10 protein-coding genes and 3 tRNA genes are annotated in these 16,546 nt (G+C 60.2%); 7 read left to right on the top strand and 6 right to left on the bottom strand.

Annotated elements, in window-relative coordinates:
• Positions 1–4: 4 nt before the first annotated feature.
• Positions 5–1,381 (bottom strand): cell envelope integrity protein CreD, encoded by a 1,377-nt coding sequence (gene creD, locus IPP95_01210; protein QQS72881.1) that lies wholly within the window; start codon positions 1,379–1,381, stop codon positions 5–7.
• Between the two features lie 130 nt (positions 1,382–1,511).
• On the opposite strand from creD, the gene IPP95_01205 reads away from it, so the two are divergent.
• The 7 genes from IPP95_01205 to xseB all read left to right on the top strand — a co-directional run bounded on the left by IPP95_01205 (position 1,512) and on the right by xseB (position 6,147).
• Positions 1,512–1,586 (top strand) — tRNA-Pro (locus IPP95_01205).
• 228 nt (positions 1,587–1,814) lie between these two features.
• Positions 1,815–1,888 (top strand) — tRNA-Arg (locus IPP95_01200).
• Between the two features lie 40 nt (positions 1,889–1,928).
• Positions 1,929–2,020 (top strand) — tRNA-Ser (locus IPP95_01195).
• A gap of 367 nt (positions 2,021–2,387) precedes the next feature.
• Positions 2,388–3,566 carry an acetyl-CoA C-acyltransferase gene (locus IPP95_01190; protein ID QQS72880.1) on the top strand — a complete coding sequence of 393 codons (1,179 nt, stop codon included), beginning with the start codon at positions 2,388–2,390 and terminating at the stop codon, positions 3,564–3,566.
• 90 nt (positions 3,567–3,656) lie between these two features.
• Complete coding sequence (locus IPP95_01185; protein ID QQS72879.1) at positions 3,657–4,424, top strand: C40 family peptidase; 768 nt, start codon at positions 3,657–3,659, stop codon at positions 4,422–4,424.
• Between the two features lie 147 nt (positions 4,425–4,571).
• Complete coding sequence (xseA, locus tag IPP95_01180) at positions 4,572–5,954, top strand: exodeoxyribonuclease VII large subunit (protein ID QQS72878.1); 1,383 nt, start codon at positions 4,572–4,574, stop codon at positions 5,952–5,954.
• The gene (xseB, locus tag IPP95_01175) at positions 5,941–6,147 is read left to right on the top strand and encodes an exodeoxyribonuclease VII small subunit (GenBank protein QQS72877.1); all 207 of its coding nucleotides are present in this window, start codon (positions 5,941–5,943) and stop codon (positions 6,145–6,147) included. The genes xseA and xseB overlap by 14 nt, the downstream gene beginning before the upstream one ends.
• A 63-nt stretch (positions 6,148–6,210) precedes the next feature.
• Here the strand turns inward: xseB and IPP95_01170 are convergent, their stop codons facing one another.
• From IPP95_01170 to IPP95_01150, 5 genes are all read right to left on the bottom strand, one after another.
• Positions 6,211–8,265, bottom strand: coding sequence for a T9SS type A sorting domain-containing protein (locus tag IPP95_01170; GenBank protein ID QQS72876.1), 2,055 nt, complete (start codon positions 8,263–8,265; stop codon positions 6,211–6,213).
• Between the two features lie 15 nt (positions 8,266–8,280).
• A complete protein-coding gene (locus IPP95_01165; protein QQS72875.1) occupies positions 8,281–9,876 on the bottom strand; it encodes a hypothetical protein in 1,596 nt (531 codons plus the stop codon).
• Positions 9,873–10,046 (bottom strand): hypothetical protein, encoded by a 174-nt coding sequence (locus tag IPP95_01160; GenBank protein ID QQS72874.1) that lies wholly within the window; start codon positions 10,044–10,046, stop codon positions 9,873–9,875. The genes IPP95_01165 and IPP95_01160 overlap by 4 nt, the downstream gene beginning before the upstream one ends.
• Positions 10,047–10,243: 197 nt before the next feature.
• Positions 10,244–11,905, bottom strand: a complete 1,662-nt coding sequence (locus IPP95_01155; protein ID QQS72873.1) for a tetratricopeptide repeat protein — start codon at positions 11,903–11,905, stop codon at positions 10,244–10,246.
• A gap of 174 nt (positions 11,906–12,079) precedes the next feature.
• On the bottom strand, positions 12,080–16,510 hold the full coding sequence (locus IPP95_01150) for a gliding motility-associated C-terminal domain-containing protein (protein ID QQS72872.1): 4,431 nt from the start codon (positions 16,508–16,510) through the stop codon (positions 12,080–12,082).
• Positions 16,511–16,546 lie beyond the last annotated feature (36 nt).

Here is a 16,546-nt window from a genome sequence, read left to right as displayed (position 1 = left end):
TCCTCTACTGTTCCCCTGCCCGGTCCCAATCGATCTTCCGGCTCACCGCCATCACGATCGCCAGCACGATGAACAGGCCGATGCTGCCGATCAGCAGCGCATAGTCCTCCTGGTTGATCACCGTGAACATGAAGCCGAACACCAGCACCATCACCAAGCCCAACAGCTGCGTGGCCTTTATCTGCTTGAACACGCTCCGCGCATAGAACACCACCAGCGCGATCACTGCAATGGCTGAGGCGATGTAGGCCGAACTGAAGCCGATGTGCTCGCTGAGCGCGATGAGCAAGGTGTAGAAAATGCACAGTGCCAAGCCCACCAGCAAATACTGGATGGGATGGATCCGCAGTTTCTGAAGCACCTCTACGAAGAAGAACACGAGGAATACCATCACGATCAACATCAGGCCGTACTTGGCCGCCCGCGTGCTCTTCTGGTATTCGTCAACCGGCAGGATCAGGTCCGGACCGAAGGCGCTCGCCTCAAGCTCCATATTGCGGCTCCCGGTGAATTCCTGCGGATAGGGCCGGTTCAAATGCAGCACGGTCCAATGCGCCGTGAAGCCGTCTGCCGAGACCGTGGAACTGTCAGGCAAGAATGCGCCCTGGAAGCTGGGGTCCGGCCAAGAGGAGCGCGCGGATGCCGAGGTGTTCCGGCCCGTGGGCACAACGCGGAAACTGCCGCTGCCATTCAGTTCCAGCACGATGGACAGATCGAACGGCCTGCTTAAGGCACTGCTGTCCATCGGCATGTCGGCACTTAGCCCCGAGGCGATGAGATCATCCGAAGGGAGCCCGGGCTCAAAGGCCAGGCTGCTTACCGCCAGCTTCGCGGAAACTTGCTGTTTGATGCTCCGCAGGTCCGAGATCCCGAGGCACAGCTCAGCCTCGTTCCAGCGCAATGCGGAAGCCGTTGTCGGCAACAGCCCGCCCATGGCCGGAAATGTGGCCGATAGTTCCACATGGCCCTTGTACACCACCACGTCATAAATGCCGCGATGGCGTTTTTCCGGGTCCAAGCTGCTCTTCACGTCGAGCTTTTCCGGCAGGAAATGTGCGTACTGCGTAACGTTCCGCATCTCCGTTCTCCCGTCGCCTATGTCCACGCGCACGGTAGCTTGGTACGGCACGGTGATCACTGGCCCGGTGATGGTCTGGCTACCGCCCCAGGTGGCACTCACCTCGCGGGCCGCATCGTCCTTGCGATACTCCCGTTCATGGATCAGGTCCTGCACCATCGCCAGCGGGACCAACAGCAGCAGGACGAGCACCGCCACCAACACCGCGCGCATGGTCATCGACCGGCGGAGCCAGCTCAAGCGGTCCGGGCGTGGAGCGATGGGACCTGTGGCAGGGGCGGGACCGTTCATTTGTTCGGACATGGTGGATCGGATGGGGTGAAACCGGGGAACGTGACAGCAGGACCGGTAGTATCGTGGAGCCGGTACAAATGGATAAAATCCGCGATCTGTCGGGCGCGTCGCCCAAAAGCCTTTCTTTGCAGCCCGTTTTCGGGGTGTAGCGCAGGCCGGTTAGCGTACCTGCTTTGGGAGCAGGGGGTCGCAGGTTCGAATCCTGCCACCCCGACGGAAAACGAGGGGGCCATCTTGCAAAAGGTGGCCCTTTTTCGTGGGTGACCACATGGTAAATGCCTGTCAAAGAGCTTCCTCGTTCTGATCGTCACGCCTATTTTCGCGGCTCGGTCCCGTAGCTCAGCTAGCCCGCGCGTAGCGCAAAAAAGGCACGCCGCTCTATCCGGCTGAGCCTTCGGAAGCTCTGTATGGCCATGCAATCTCTATTTTCGCCGAAGTATTTGGTCCCGTAGCTCAGCTGGATAGAGCACCTGCCTTCTAAGCTGGCGGTCGTTGGTTCGAATCCAACCGGGATCACGAAGTTTTCAAAGAGGCGGCTATATTTGCCGCCCGAATTGGAGAGGTGGGTGAGTGGCTTAAACCAGTAGTTTGCTAAACTGCCGTACGGGTTAAACTGTACCGGGGGTTCGAATCCCCCCCTCTCCGCCAGTGCAAGCGCCCGCGAAAGCGGGCGTTTTGCATTGAAGCCTCCCCCAAAAGGGATAGCGCGCCTCGCGCGATCCCCTCCAACAAAGGCGTGCTCGCAGCGTGTCGGGCGGAATGCCAAGCAAGGTTCTGCCAAGAAGTTGGAACCGCAACGGACGCAACGAGCGCAACGGAATAGGTGCGGCGCCGAGGTGGTCAGTTTCGCCAACGTCGTTGTGTCCGTTGCGCACGTTGCGGTAGAAAAACAGCAAGGTCGAGATCGCGAAGCGATCCCCTCCCTCCTTCACCTCTCTAACTATGGCGGTTCCACCCAAAACCCTGCCATTTCCACCATCCGTACCTTTGCCGCCCAAATCAAAATTCATTTCCCATGGCCCGTGAAGTCGTCATCGTTTCCGCAGTACGCACCCCCATCGGCTCCTTCGGGGGCAGTCTTTCCACCGTGCCCGCCACCGAACTGGGCGCCGCCGCCATCAAGGCCGCCGTGGAAAAAGCAGGCGTGAAGCCGGAGGACGTGAACGACGTGATCATGGGCTGCGTGCTGTCCGCCAATCTGGGACAGGCACCCGCGCGCCAAGCCTCGAAGTTCGCAGGACTCCCGGACAGCACCCCGGCCACCACCGTGAACAAGGTCTGCGCCAGCGGCATGAAAGCGATCATGATCGCCACGCAGGAGATCCTCTTAGGCGATGCCGAAGTGGTGGTCGCAGGCGGCATGGAGAACATGAGCCGCACGCCCTACTATGTGGAGAACGCCCGCTACGGCTACCGATTCGGCGATGGCAAACTTATCGACGGCATCGGCAAGGACGGGCTGATGAACGTGTACGACCAGCAGGCCATGGGCGTGTGCGCCGACCTCTGCGCCACCGACAACAAGATCAGCCGCGAGGAACAGGATGCCTTCGCCATCGAGAGCTACACCCGAAGCGCCAAGGCGTGGAAAGAAGGAAAGTTCAAGGATGAAGTGGTGCCCGTGACCGTGAAGGGCCGCAAGGGAGACACGGTGGTGAGCGAGGATGAGGAATATTCCAACGTGAACTTCGAGAAGCTGAAGACGCTGCGTCCCGTCTTCACCAAAGAAGGCACCGTCACCGCCGGCAACGCCAGCACGATCAACGACGGCGCGGCCGCACTGGTTTTAATGAGCGCAGAGAAGGCGAAGTCATTAGGTCTGAAGCCGCTAGCGAAAGTGATCGGTTACGCGGATGCCGAGCAGGCTCCTGAGCTGTTCACCACCACGCCCAGCAAGGCCGTACCACTGGCGGTGAAGAAAGCCGGGCTGAAGATGGAGGACATCGATCTAGTGGAGCTCAACGAGGCCTTTTCCGTGGTGGGCATCGCGAACACGAAGTTGATGGGGCTCGACCCGGCCAAGGTGAACATCCATGGCGGCGCGGTCTCTCTGGGCCATCCCTTGGGTTGCAGCGGCGCGCGCATCATCGTTACGCTGTTACATGCGTTGAAGCAGAACGGCAGGAAGTACGGCGCGGCCGGCATCTGCAACGGCGGCGGCGGTGCCAGCGCGATGGTGATCGAGGTGCTCTGACCCCTCCCTCCCTTTCGTTAACGCCCGCCCGCGTAAAACTTGGCCCGGCAGTCCGTTGCCACGGATGGTAGGAGATGCACCTTCGCGGCCATGAGCGAACACGACCAAGCCATCTGCACGCTGAGCATCGTGCCCGTGCGCCGCGAGCCGGACGACCGTGCCGAACAGGTCACCCAATGGCTTTTCGGTGAGACCGCCGACGTGCTGGAGCGAAATTCCAAATGGACGCGCCTGAAGTTCCACCATGACGACTATGAAGGTTGGGTGGACAACAAGCAGGTCAGTTCCGCGCGGGACGGCGTGGATGTGAAACCCGTGCGTTCCATCGAACAGTTCATGCACGTCGCCACCGCCTCCGGGGCGCTGGTGGTACCCTTCGGGGCGGTGCTCCCGGCATACTCCGCCGGGCAGTTCGAGATCGGGAACGAGCACTTGGCCTTCCCCGGACGCACCACCGCGCAGGCCAATGGCACGCCGGTGATGCGGTTACTCGCGGTAATGGACCAATGGCTGAACACACCCTATCTCTGGGGCGGACGCTCACCTTTCGGCGTGGACTGTTCAGGCCTTACCCAGATGCTCTTTCTCGTGGGCGGCATCCAACTTCCCCGCGATGCATGGCAACAGGCCGAATTAGGCAAGCTCGTGGAACTGATCGATCTGGCCGCCACCGGCGATCTTGCCTTCTTCGACAATGAGGAGGGCCGCATCGTCCACGTGGGCATCGTGCTGGAGAATCGACGGATCCTCCATGCTTCCGGCCGCGTACGCATCGACAACCTCGATCAGGAAGGCATCTTCAACGCGTCGGAAAAGAAGTACACCCACAAACTGCGGATGATCAAGCGGGTGGTGTGACCCTCCCGTACTCCTATGCAAAGTGGGTAATGGAAGTCAAGGAGGACAGGGAGGAGAGGGATGGCACCACCTCCGTGACCTCCCTCGCTTCCCTTACCTCCCTCACCCCTTTCACCACCATAGTTGGTACACTTGTTCCCCCGGAAAATGGAGGAGCGCAAGATCTATACGCTACGTCAGGTAGGCAATGCGATCAAGCAACGGATCGAGGAGGCTACCCACGGCGCGTCCTTCTGGGTAAAGGCGGAGATCGCGTCCATCAACGTGGGCAAGCACGCGTACTTGGAGCTTGTGCAGCACCAAGCCGGTGAGAAAGTGGCCGTGATGCGCGGTGCCATCTGGATGTCCGCGTTGCACCGCATCCGGGAGGAATTGGGCAGCGAAAGCCGCAATATCCTCAAGGACGGCGTGGAGATCCTGTTCCTCGCCAAGACCAACTACCACCTCGTCCATGGGCTGAGCTTGGTGATCGAGACCATCGACCTGAGCTTCAACATCAGCGAGCTGGAAAGGCGCAAGCGGGAAACGATCGCGACGCTGAAAGAAGAGGGCCTGTACGACCGGAACCGTTTCATCCCGATGCCGATGGTGTTGCAGCGCATCGCCTTGGTGGCGTCCGTCGGCACTGCGGCTTACGCGGACTTCATGCAGCACTTGGAGCGCAACGAGCATGGCTACCGCTTCCATGTGCGCGTGTTCAACTCCGTGGTGCAGGGCGATGCGGCCGCGCAGGAACTGCGTGCGGCCCTATCCTCGATCGATCCAAAACAATTCGATGCCGTGGTGCTGATCCGTGGCGGCGGCTCCAAGCTGGACCTCGAACCCTACAACGACCTGGAACTGGCACGCGTGGCGGCACGAATACGCATCCCCGTGCTCACCGGCATTGGGCACGATGTGGACGTCTCCGTAATGGACCTCATCGCGCACGGCCACCACAAGACGCCCACCGCCGTCGCTGATTTCCTCGTGGACCGCACGCTGTATTTCGAGACCGCGATGACCGGCATGCTGGTCCACATCCACAACGCGATGCTCACCTCCTTCTCCGACCGGAAGGATCAATTGAGCATGTTCAAAGAGATGGTCGCCATGCGGCCCACCGTACGCTGCCGTACCGAGCGGGGCCTGTTGAACACCGCCACGGGCCAGTTCGCGCGTACCGTGACAGACAAGATCGCCGTTTCCCGCCGGGGCCTTGAAACCTTCGCCCACGACCTCGCCCTGTTGCCGCGCCACAAGCTGGCACAGGTGGAATCCGCACGTATCCGCGAGATGAGCGGATCGCTTTCAGTGATCGCTCAACGCGGCTTCCAACTCGTACTCGGCCGGCTGCAAGGCATGGACGACGCCATTCAGATGCTTTCACCAGAGAAGCACCTCGAGCGTGGCTTCAGTATCACCCGCAAGGAAGGCCATGCCGTGAAGGATGCACGTACCCTGCAAGCCGGTGACCAGTTGGAGACGACCTTTGCACGAGGCAAGGCCTGGTCCACCATCAACACCATCGAACCCCATGCAGAAAGTTGAGGAGAAGCTCACCTACGAAAAAGCATACAGCGAGCTGGAGCGCATCATGCAGGACCTGCAGGAGGACAAGATCTCCGTGGACGAGCTCACCGGCAAAGTGAAACGCGCCGTGGTACTGATCACTTTCTGCAACGAGATGCTGCGGAGCACGGAGGCCGAAGTGGGAGCGCTGGTGAAGAAGTTGGGGTTGTAAGTAACTGTAATAGAAAAGGGCCGCCTCGCAATGAGACGGCCCCTTCCCGTATTACGGTCCGTTCTACTTCACCACACGGACCGTGGAGCGCGCGTTGTCGGAGCTCATGCGCAGGATATAGCTGCCTGAAGGAAGCACCGAAGTCTGCAGAGAGATCTCCATGCCGCTTCGGGTCTCATCCAAAAGGACCTGGCCGGTCAAGCTGAGAAGTTCCAGGCGGACAGGCCCGAGCTTGCCGTTGGTGCTCACAGTGATCCTGTCACCAAAAGGGTTCGGGTACACCGCGAAGGCATCACGACCTGCCAGCTCGTCCACGCCGGTCACGATCACCTCCGTGCATGCAGAGGTCTGCGAACAATCTCCGCTGGTAAGGACCACGGCGTAATCGCCGCTTTCCGCAGGTAGGAAGTTCTGTCCTTCAGCACCAACGATCGGGGCATTGTTGTTATCGCAATCCACCCATTGGTAGCCCACTCCGGTCGCTGTGGCGGTGAGGGTGCTGCCGGTAAGAGTAACGTTGACATCGATGACGACCGGGGCCGGATCGGTGAAGATCGCGATGCCGTCACCGTTGTTGCAGTCCACCGTCACCGTGCCGGTCACGGTCGCATAGCAAGGCGCGGTGATCGTGTAACTGATGTCGCCAAAAGGCACGTCCGCCAGCATCTCACCGCCAAAGGTGTCCGTGGTCACGAAGCTCGCGTTGTAGTCCGCGCCATCGGTCACCTGCACCGTGGCACCGGTGATCGCCAAAGGGTCGCCGATGAAGAAGAACACGTTGTTGGTCGTCGCCGGGGCCGGGTTCTCGAACACCGCGATGCCGTCACCGTTGTTGCAGTCCACCGTCACCGTGCCGGTCAACGTCGCATAGCAAGGCGCGCTGATCGTGTAGCTGATGTCGCCGTAGGGAACGTCCGCCAAGATCTCCCCGCCGAACGGGTCGCTGGTCACGAAGCTCGCGTTGTAGTCCGCGCCATCGGTCACCTGCACCGTGGCACCGGTGATCGCCAAAGGGTCGCCGATGAAGAAGAACACGTTGTTGGTCGTCGCCGGGGCCGGGTTCTCGAACACCGCGATGCCGTCACCGTTGTTGCAGTCCACCGTCACCGTGCCGGTCAACGTCGCATAGCAAGGCGCGCTGATCGTGTAGCTGATGTCGCCGTAGGGAACGTCCGCCAAGATCTCCCCACCGAACGGGTCGCTGGTCACGAAGCTCGCGTTGTAGTCCGCGCCATCGGTCACTTGCACCGTGGCACCGGTGATCGCCAAAGGGTCGCCGATGAAGAAGAACACATTGTTGGTCGTCGCCGGGGCCGGGTTCTCGAACACCGCGATGCCGTCACCGTTGTTACAGTCCACCGTCACCGTGCCGGTCACCGTCGCATAGCACGGCGCGCTGATCGTGTAGCTGATGTCGCCGTAGGGAACGTCCGCCAAGATCTCCCCACCGAACGGGTCGCTGGTCACGAAGCTCGCGTTGTAGTCCGCGCCATCGGTCACTTGCACCGTGGCACCGGTGATCGCCAGCGGATCGCCGATGAAGAAGAACACGTTGTTGGTCGTCGCCGGGGCCGGGTTCTCGAACACCGCGATGCCGTCACCGTTGTTGCAGTCCACCGTCACCATGCCGGTCACCGTCGCATAGCAAGGCGCGCTGATCGTGTAGCTGATGTCGCCGTATGGAACGTCCGCCAAGATCTCCCCGCCGAACGGGTCGCTGGTCACGAAGCTCGCGTTGTAGTCCGCGCCATCGGTCACTTGCACCGTGGCACCGGTGATCGCCAGCGGATCACCGATGAAGAAGAACACGTTGTTGGTGCTTAAGGGGTCCAACATTACGGATGAAGCGCCATCCGCGCCGGCTATCGTGACCGATCCGGAACCTTCGTTGTAGCATGTGGCGAACACGGAATAGTCGTACGTGTCGTCCGCAAGTCCGGGGAAAATGGCCTGGCCGGCCGGATCCGTGGCGATGAAGTTGCCGTCTAACGAGACAGTCGCGTTCTCCACAGGCATGCCGGAACCGAGGTCCGTGACAGTGATGGTCGCGCTGTGTTGCGCGGAGGCCGATACCGCGGCCAGCGCGGCAAAGACCAAGGGGATGTACAATGTTCTCATGTGTTCTTTCAGTTGTTAACGGGTGATGAAGAGGCTTGTTGAAAGGCGGGTGCCCTGCTGCTGGAAAGCCAACTGATAGACGCCGGGTGCGAGAGCGGAGGGCAGTTGAATGCTGATGTGCTGTGCGTCATGCTGAAGTTCATCTACCGCGGAGGTGAAGGCCAGTCGGCCGTCAGCAGTATACAGGCTGATCCGTGCCCCGGGCAGAACGGCTTCCGGAACCTGCAGCGTCACCGTGGAGCTTGCCGTGGCGGGATCGGGGTACACCAAGACTTCCGCCGAAGCGTTCCGTTCCGTGATCCCGGTACTGAGGTCATTCTGCAGCCGGCCGATGTAGAAATAGTTCTGGTTGGTCGTGGTGCGCGCTTGGCCTCCGATGAGGATCTTCCCGTCGGCCTGTATGCCCATCGCATAGATCATGGTGCTGTATTGCGGGATCACGTGCTGGGCGACACCGTTGGTCCCAAAGGTCATGTCCGGCGTACCGTCGGCGTGGTACTTCCACACGGCGAGGTCAAAGGCACCTGGAGGCCCTACACCGGACGAACCGGCCATGACGATCTTACCATCAGGGAGCTCCACAACGTTAGAGGCGAAATCGAAGGTATTCAGGTCCTCTTTCACCGTGCCCGCATTGCCGAAGGTGGTGTCCAGCATGCCATCCGGTGTGAACTTCGCGAGCAGCGCACTGTAGTTGTAGGTCTGTGTAACGGTCACTCCGGCGACCAGAAAGGAACCATCCGCGGTCAACTGCAGGTCATCGCCTTCATCGTCGACATTTCCGTAGTTGTACTTGACCACACCGGCGTCGCCGAAAGCGGGATCGAGGCTGCCGTCCGCGTTGAAGCGCACCACGAGCATGACATACCACAGAATGGTATTGCCGTAATATCCAGAGGCCACGATCTTCCCATCCGGCTGTACCACGATCCCCTTGAAAGCGCTCGACCCTTCCCCGGAGGAGGGGATCGTCGCTATCCCGTTCACACCAAAGGAGGTATCCAGCTCACCACTGGGCGAGAAACGGGCGATGAACGGATGACGGATCGTATCCGCATCGTAGGTGGACCCGCAAACGAGGATGTTGCCCTGCGTGTCCAACGCCACGTCATACCCCATGTCCTCGGCGTTTGCCTCCACCACGCTTACGCTTTGGACCAGTACCCCATTGATCCCAAAGGAATTGTCAAATGAACCGTGCGCGTTGAGCTGGATGAGCAGCAGCCTGTACGTCTGATAGTCCGTTGTACTTCCGGCAAGGAGGATCTTCCCCTCCGGGGTCAATACGGCTGAATAGAGATCCACCTCGTTGTCCAGTTCATAAGAGAACACCCCGTTGGTGGCGAACGTTGCGTCGGGCGTGCCGTCGGGCAGGTAACGGAACACATACGCGCGGGCGGTGTAGGTGGCATCGAAGCTGGATCCGATGGCGAGGATCTTCTGGTCGTCCTGCACGAGGATCTTCTGTCCCACGTCCAAGCTATTCACCGGATCCACCTCGTAACCGGTGCCGTTGAAGGTAAGGTCGAGCGCGCCGGGCTGGGCCTGCAGCAGCGGGACGGTACACAGCAGAAGGCAACAGCCTGCCAGTAAAGAGTAACGTGTGTTCATCGTTCGGTCGGGTTTTTGGGTTCAGTTTTATCGGTCCGGCGGTTCTTCATCTTGTCCAGGTTCTCCAACAGCTTTTGCCAAGCTTCGGCCTCGTCCTTCATCTTCTGATGGAAGCGTTCGAGGTTTTCAAGCTCCTTCGATCGAAGGGCGTCGGTTTTCGGGGTTTTCAAAGCGGAATTTCTTGGAGGGCCGCAATGTTGCGCATGGAATTTCCCATTGATACCGGGAACAGCCTTACATCAGCGGCACACGCTAAGACATTGGCCTTACACGGTCGGTACAACGCCGAAAAATGACCTTACACCGACCATACAGGAACAAGCATGCACCTGATCCACAGACGTTTATAATGTGTGCCCGAAAACGGTCAGATGGACTGCAGGAAATCGATCAAATGCACATCCTCGCCATCGATCTGCAGCTTTTTGCGCAACCGCGACCGCGCCACGGTGATGCTGTTGAGGCTCTGGTGCGTAATGGCGGAAATGTCCTTGGTGCTCATGTTCAGCCGGAGGAAGGCGCACAGTTTCCGCTCGTTGGGCGTCAGCGACGGGAAGCGCTCCTGCAGGGTCTGGTAGAAGGTGGTATGGACCCGCGTGAAATGCGCCTCGAACTCCTCCCAGTTATGTTCATCACGGCTCGCCTGAAGGTCATGCACGATGTCCTGTACGATCTTCTGGTTCTCCTGCCGGAAGGTGGACTTCGCCTTGAGGAGCCGCTCCACGATGTGCGCGATCAACTCATTTTTCTTCAGCAGGAACAAGGCATTGGCGGTGAGCTCGCGTTCCTTGAACTCCAGGTTCTCCTTCAGGATCACCTTCTCGGCCTCCAGTTTTTCGCTTTGCAGCCGGAGCGTTTCCTGCTTCAGCGCGCTGGTACGCACCCGTGAGCGCATCACCGTGAAGAGCAGAAAGGCGGTGAGCAGAAGGAAGAACAGCGCCACCGCAAGTGCGATGTTCAAGAGCCGCTGCCGCTCGTTCACGGCATCCTTGCGCTTGGCTTCGAGCTCGAACACCTTCTTCTCCTTGTCGCGCCGGAACCTGTCCTCCATCCGGGCGATGGTCGTCCGTGCCTCCGAGCTGTAAAGGCTGTCGTTGATCCCCTTGTACTCCCGAAAGGCCGTGAACGCCGCCTTGTATTCCCCAAGCGTGTCGTACGCGGTGGAAAGTGATTCCAAGGAAATGGCCATGGATGCAAGGCTGCCAACCGACCGGCCGAGCGCGAGCGCCTGCTCGAAATAAGTGCGGGCCTCTCTGAAGCGGCCCATGAGTGCCTGGTTCTTGCCCATGTTGTTCAACACCTGCGCCTGCCCGCGCACGTCGCCGGTCTGCTTGCGTACCGCAAGGGAGCTCAGGAAATGCTGGTCAGCCTTGTCGTGCTTGCCCATCTCCATATAGCAGATGCCGATGTTGTTGTTCAGCGCGCTCTCGTAGCGCAGGTTGTTCAGCGATACGTTCATCGCCACGGCCTGCTGGAAATACGGCAACGCCGTCGTATAGTCCGAGCGCTGGAGGTAGACCCCGGCGATGTTGTTGAAGGCACGGACCTTCCTGCTGTTCAGCTGTTCCGGGGTCAGGGCATCCAGCGCCGCATCGAGCATGCGCAAGGCGTCGTTCAACCGGACCACGCTTTTGTCAAAGTCGTGCAGGTCGGAATAGAACGTGCCGATCTTCAGCTGAAGGTCCACGCGGGCAAGGATGAGCGAGGTGTCGGCGGCCTGGTCGTCCGGCTTCTCATCGATCATGAGCTGCGCCCGCTGGAAAGCGGCCAAGGCATCGGGCATTTCCCCGGCAGCTTGGTAGGCGTCGCCCAGGACCATCAGCGCACGAACCTTTTGCCACCCCGTGGGAAGCTCCCCCAGTTGCTTCTCGGCCTGTAACGCGAGCACCAAGGCGGAATCCGGATCGCTGGTCAGCAGGACTTTGGCCTGCGCGATGCGGGCCTCGCAAGTGGTGGCATCTTGGTGGTTTCCTGCGGAGTAGGCGCGAACGGGCGTGAACAAGACGGCCACGAACAGGACAAGGGACAACAGGACCCGTGTTCCTTGTTCAGCGTTTGAGAAAGTCCGAACGATCATGCGGTCCAATTCCCGAAAAAAGGGCGGTTTCAAAATTAAGCGCTGCTTTTTGGTCTCTTGAGGGGGTTCTCGCTGTCAAAACCAGATCGACCCGTTTACGAGAAAGTCCTCCAGCCCAAGAAGTCATCACCGCACCAACTGCACATAACCGGAAAGCTGAACGTTCTCCCCCGTGTTCCGCGTGGCCTGCGCCACCCAGTAGTATACCCCTTCGCTGCACAACACGCCTGCACCGGCGGTCCTGCCGTCCCAGCGGACGCTCCTTCCGCTCAGTTCCGCCATTAGCTGACCCCACCGGTTGTACACCTGGAGATCCACTCGGCGGATGCCTTCTCCGCCGAGGAAGAAGCCGTCGTTCACACCGTCGCCGTTGGGGCTGAAGATGTTCGGGATGATAAAGTCGGTGGTGTCCGAAGTGCATGGATCCACCAGGACCAGGACCATGGCGGCCGCACTGGCACAGGCCCCATCGAATGCCATGCACAGGTACTCCCCTTGGTCTGCGTACAGCACACCATCCACCGTGAGCGTGGTACCGTTGAAGGGCCCGGAAGGCGTTTGCCACAGCACGGTCCCGCCCGTGGCATCGGCGACCAACAGTAAGGTATCACCTACGCAAAGCAGTGTATCCCCGGTGATCACCGGTATGTCGGGAACAAGGGAAACGTCCACCTCCACGCTTGCCGTGTCGCTGCCACAACCGCTGGCCACGACCCAGCAGGAATACAGCCCCGCAGCGGACGGTTGCGCCAACATCGGGCCGATGGAGCCGCCTTGCACCATTCCCGCTGGCGTGCTCCATTCCACAGGTGGACCGCTCGCTTCGGCGATCAATAGCAGCGTATCCCCGACGCAGTACGCCACGACACCAGTGATGGACGGAGCTGGTGAGACCGGGGCCACTTCCACGGGAACGGCCAAGAAGGTGCTTGCGCAGCCGTCCTCTATTTGCAGCAGATAAACGGTGTCGCTTCCCAACGGCACGAACGTCCATGTGCTGCCATTGCTCAGAAGCAGGTTCGTATCCGCGGAAGCATACCAGAACAGATCGCCGGAACCGGTTGCCGAAACCGTGGCTGATCCACCGGCACAAACGGTGTCGCCAAAGGCCATCGCCGGTTGCGTGTAGGCAAAGGGGTTCACGGAGATCATGGCCGAAGTGTCCGCGCAACCGAAGGCGTCCAACACCACCAACTGCACCTGCCCGGGCACGTTCAGCGTAATGGACTGGCCCGTGGTGCCCGATGGCAGCCACTGGTAAATGTTCCCGCCGTCCGGCCCGGTGAGCGTAACAGGTTCCGCGCCGCAAAGCAGGTAGACCGTGGTGTCCAGCTCCGCGGTGACGCCGCTGGCCTGCACGGTGTAGCTCAACGGCCAATCGATGCCGCAACTGGACACGATGCATTGGTAGGTGCCCGGCGCGTTCACCGTATGCACGAACGCGGTGCCCGAAAGTGGAGCCTGCCACTGCACGGTGCTGCCCGGGCCCGTAGCCACCTGTAGGTCCACCGTGCCATTGAGGCAGATGGAGCCCGTGGGCAGCGCTTCAATAAAGGGCGAGCTGAAGCTGAGCACCGTTCGTGGCCCGTTGGTCGCTGTGCAACCCGGATAATGCGTAACAGTGAGGTAGTAGTCGCCGGGATCGTCGGTCCAGATGGAGTCGTTGTTGGGCATCGTGGTGAACCCGGGACCGGTCCATTCATAGTTGGTGCCGACCGTGGTCGTGAAGAGCAGCACGGAGTCATTGGGGCAGATCACGCCGTAGTAGGGCTGCATATAGATCGGCGGCGGCGGGGGAGCGTACACTGTGCGGTAGGAACTCGTTTGGCATGTGTTCCCCGCACTGGTATTGTACACGACGAAATGGTACTGGCCATCTGCGTTCACCCGGATCGAATCCCCGTTCGCGGAGGTCCAAACAATCCCCGGCCCGGTCCAGGACACACTGTCACAGTTGGTGCATTGGAATGGAATGGCGATCGTGTCCCCGGTACAACGGAACGCGTTGCTGGCCGTGAACTGCGGCGGTTCGCCCGGAAGGACGTAGATGCTGTCCAAGAAGGTGAAGCTGTAGGTATTGGTGTCGCAGGGCAGCGCATTCAGCGTGCACTGCACCCCCACCGTATACCAGCCCGGCCCCGTGAGCGGCAAGGACCACTGGATGGGGGCGTTCACATACGGGTTCGTCTGCGGTGCCGGGTTCGTGGACGTACACGTGCGCTGGAATTGATACTGCATGTGGACGGTTAGCGGCAGGCTGGTCAGTTGGCCGTCCACATAATAATCCGGATACAGATATGCAGTTAGGCAGGCCGAGGTACCACAATACACGAGCGTGTCACCTATGCCGAAATGGAAGGATGCATCCGTGATGTTCGGCAGGACCGAGGTCGGGAACAGGGTGAAGCTCATGGTATACTCCTTATCGCAGCCATCGACCGAAAGCAGGTGTAAACGGTAAATACCGGAGGTGTCCATGCGCATGGTATCACTCCAGGTGGTGTCGGTACCCAAGGTCCAGTACACTTGGTCGGTGGGCGCGAATTGCGTGGCCCAAAAGACCATCGGCACGCAGCTCTGGTACTGTTGCGGCAAAAGGTCGTCCATGAAGATGCCGCTGCTGTCGCTCACGGTGGCGGTGGGGGCCGGGTGGATGATCACGTACACGGAATCCGTGTAGGTTGTGCAACTATTGGTTGTGCTGACGGTCACGCCGACCCAGCCGGTGGTACTCACAGTCACAGTCGAACCAAAAGGGAAGGCACCATTCCACCATTGGTAGGCATACGGCCCGACTGTGGGAATGTTAAACCCCATCCCACAATAGTCATCTTGCGTCGGGAACGGTGCATTCACCATGAGCACGGCATATCCGCATGCCTCTATGGTGTCCGTACACGAATGGTATTGCTCGGAAATGCAGACTTCGCTTCCACGGTCGCTCCTATCGCAAGGCGGCGTGTTCTGGCGCTTCCACCAGTCGTAGGGTTGCCGCGTTTCTTCATAGCCCCGCGAAAGGAAACCGTCCGAAAGTCCTTGGCTCACAGCCCAAGCGAAGTAGCCGTAATTGGGGTCGCCGCAGTAGGTGAGGCCGGCATTGGCGACGAGATAGGAACAGCCGAAGGGAAAGGTCTCGACCGGGTCACCCCACATCGGAAAGCTTCGCGGCAGGAACAGCTCTTGCTCGAACGAACCGGTGAACAGTAGCCCGTTCGCGGCCCAAGCCACGGCACCCGCCCGTTTCGCCCCACTTCCACCGAACTGCTGTGCTTCAACAAAGGAAAGATCCGATGCCAGATGCTTCGCGATGAAGAGGTCCTTCAGCCCCGTGGCCATGAAGAGGCCGTTGGCGTTGTACGCATCCTGAAGGCCGGTGAAGGAGCATTCGAATTCGCCGTACACCACTACCGAATCCGCCTGCTCCGTGATCGAAGCTGCATGCACGTTCGACACCGAGCCCATGGTGGTGGCGCGGAGCAGGGTGCCCGCTGTGTCCACGCGCAGGATGAAGTAGGCGTGCGGCTCCGGGTTCGGTATGGGCGTAGCGATGTTGTCCACCCAGTACATCGTGTTGGCCACATCGCCGGCGATCAACAGGTCGCCTTCCGAGGAGAACAAAATGTCGCTGACCTGGTTGAAGGTGCTGCCGCCGCATTTGCGGTACCATTGCTCCTGCCCTTGCCCGTCGTACTTCACCACGAACATGCTGTTGAGCGAGATGTTGGGGTGCTCCACCCCGAAGGTGATGGTGTCGCTGAACTGCCCCGTGATGTAGAGCATGCCGTCGGGGCCTGAAGTGAGTTCCACGGCCTGATCGTCATGCGGCCCGCTCCCCTGCCGCACCCATTGGTACGTGCCGTCGGAAGCCCATGAAGCGATGAAGACGTCGAAACCCAGAGTGCTCGTCCATGGGTCGAAGGCGCTGTGTAGCGTGTCCGTTCCGAAGACGGCATCGCCCTTGAACTTCCCGGCCAGCACGATATCGCCATTCGGCCGCATGGTGATGCCGCCGGGCGTGTCCGTATAGCCCGGTGCGCCGGCGGTGCGCACCCATAGCGCATTGCCGTTCGCCGGGTCCAAGAGCGCCACGAAGAGGTCGGTGCTGCCGCCTTGCGCGGAATGCGAGCTTCCGAACAGGTCCGCCGTACCGGTGAAAAGCCCCGTGATGCCCAGCCCCGCTGTGCCCAACACCAGTTTCAGCCCGACATCCAGTGCATTACCGCCCGCTCGCTTCGCCCAAAGCAGGGATCCGTCCGGCGCGAACTTCGCCACCAGCACGTCCCTGCCGCCGGCCGAGTTCAAGCTCCCCAAGGTGTTGATGCCTTGCGTGAAGGAAGCGCCCAAGCTGAAGTCGCCGATCACGTAGCTGTTGCCCGAACCGTCCAACACCATGTCAGCGATGTGATCGGCCTGCGGGCTGGAAGTCTTGGTGATCCAATGTTGGGCGAAAAGTGCCGGGGCAAATGCTCCGAGCACCAATACAACGACCAAACGCTTCAGCGAAAAAAGAAATGCCAAACGGTCGGCATGAAAGCTTGGCAACAAATGGCCGATCATGTTGCCAATGTAGCATCGTGGATCGATGGGATGAAC

The sequence above is a fragment of the Flavobacteriales bacterium genome (assembly GCA_016700415.1).
Lineage (GTDB): Bacteria > Bacteroidota > Bacteroidia > Flavobacteriales_F > PHOS-HE28 > PHOS-HE28.
Note: the sequence above shows the minus strand (reverse complement) of the source record. Positions and strands in the feature narration are given on the sequence as shown.

What these genes read in the sequence shown, in the direction of transcription:
- IPP95_01185 (QQS72879.1), top strand. Translation starts at nt 3,657, where the DNA reads ATGAGCGAACACGACCAAGCCATCTGCACGCTGAGCATCGTGCCCGTG.
- xseB (QQS72877.1), top strand. Translation starts at nt 5,941, where the DNA reads ATGCAGAAAGTTGAGGAGAAGCTCACCTACGAAAAAGCATACAGCGAG.
- creD (QQS72881.1), bottom strand. Translation starts at nt 1,381, where the DNA reads ATGTCCGAACAAATGAACGGTCCCGCCCCTGCCACAGGTCCCATCGCT.
- IPP95_01170 (QQS72876.1), bottom strand. Translation starts at nt 8,265, where the DNA reads ATGAGAACATTGTACATCCCCTTGGTCTTTGCCGCGCTGGCCGCGGTA.
- IPP95_01150 (QQS72872.1), bottom strand. Translation starts at nt 16,510, where the DNA reads ATGATCGGCCATTTGTTGCCAAGCTTTCATGCCGACCGTTTGGCATTT.
- xseA (QQS72878.1), top strand. Translation starts at nt 4,572, where the DNA reads ATGGAGGAGCGCAAGATCTATACGCTACGTCAGGTAGGCAATGCGATC.
- IPP95_01190 (QQS72880.1), top strand. Translation starts at nt 2,388, where the DNA reads ATGGCCCGTGAAGTCGTCATCGTTTCCGCAGTACGCACCCCCATCGGC.
- IPP95_01165 (QQS72875.1), bottom strand. Translation starts at nt 9,876, where the DNA reads ATGAACACACGTTACTCTTTACTGGCAGGCTGTTGCCTTCTGCTGTGT.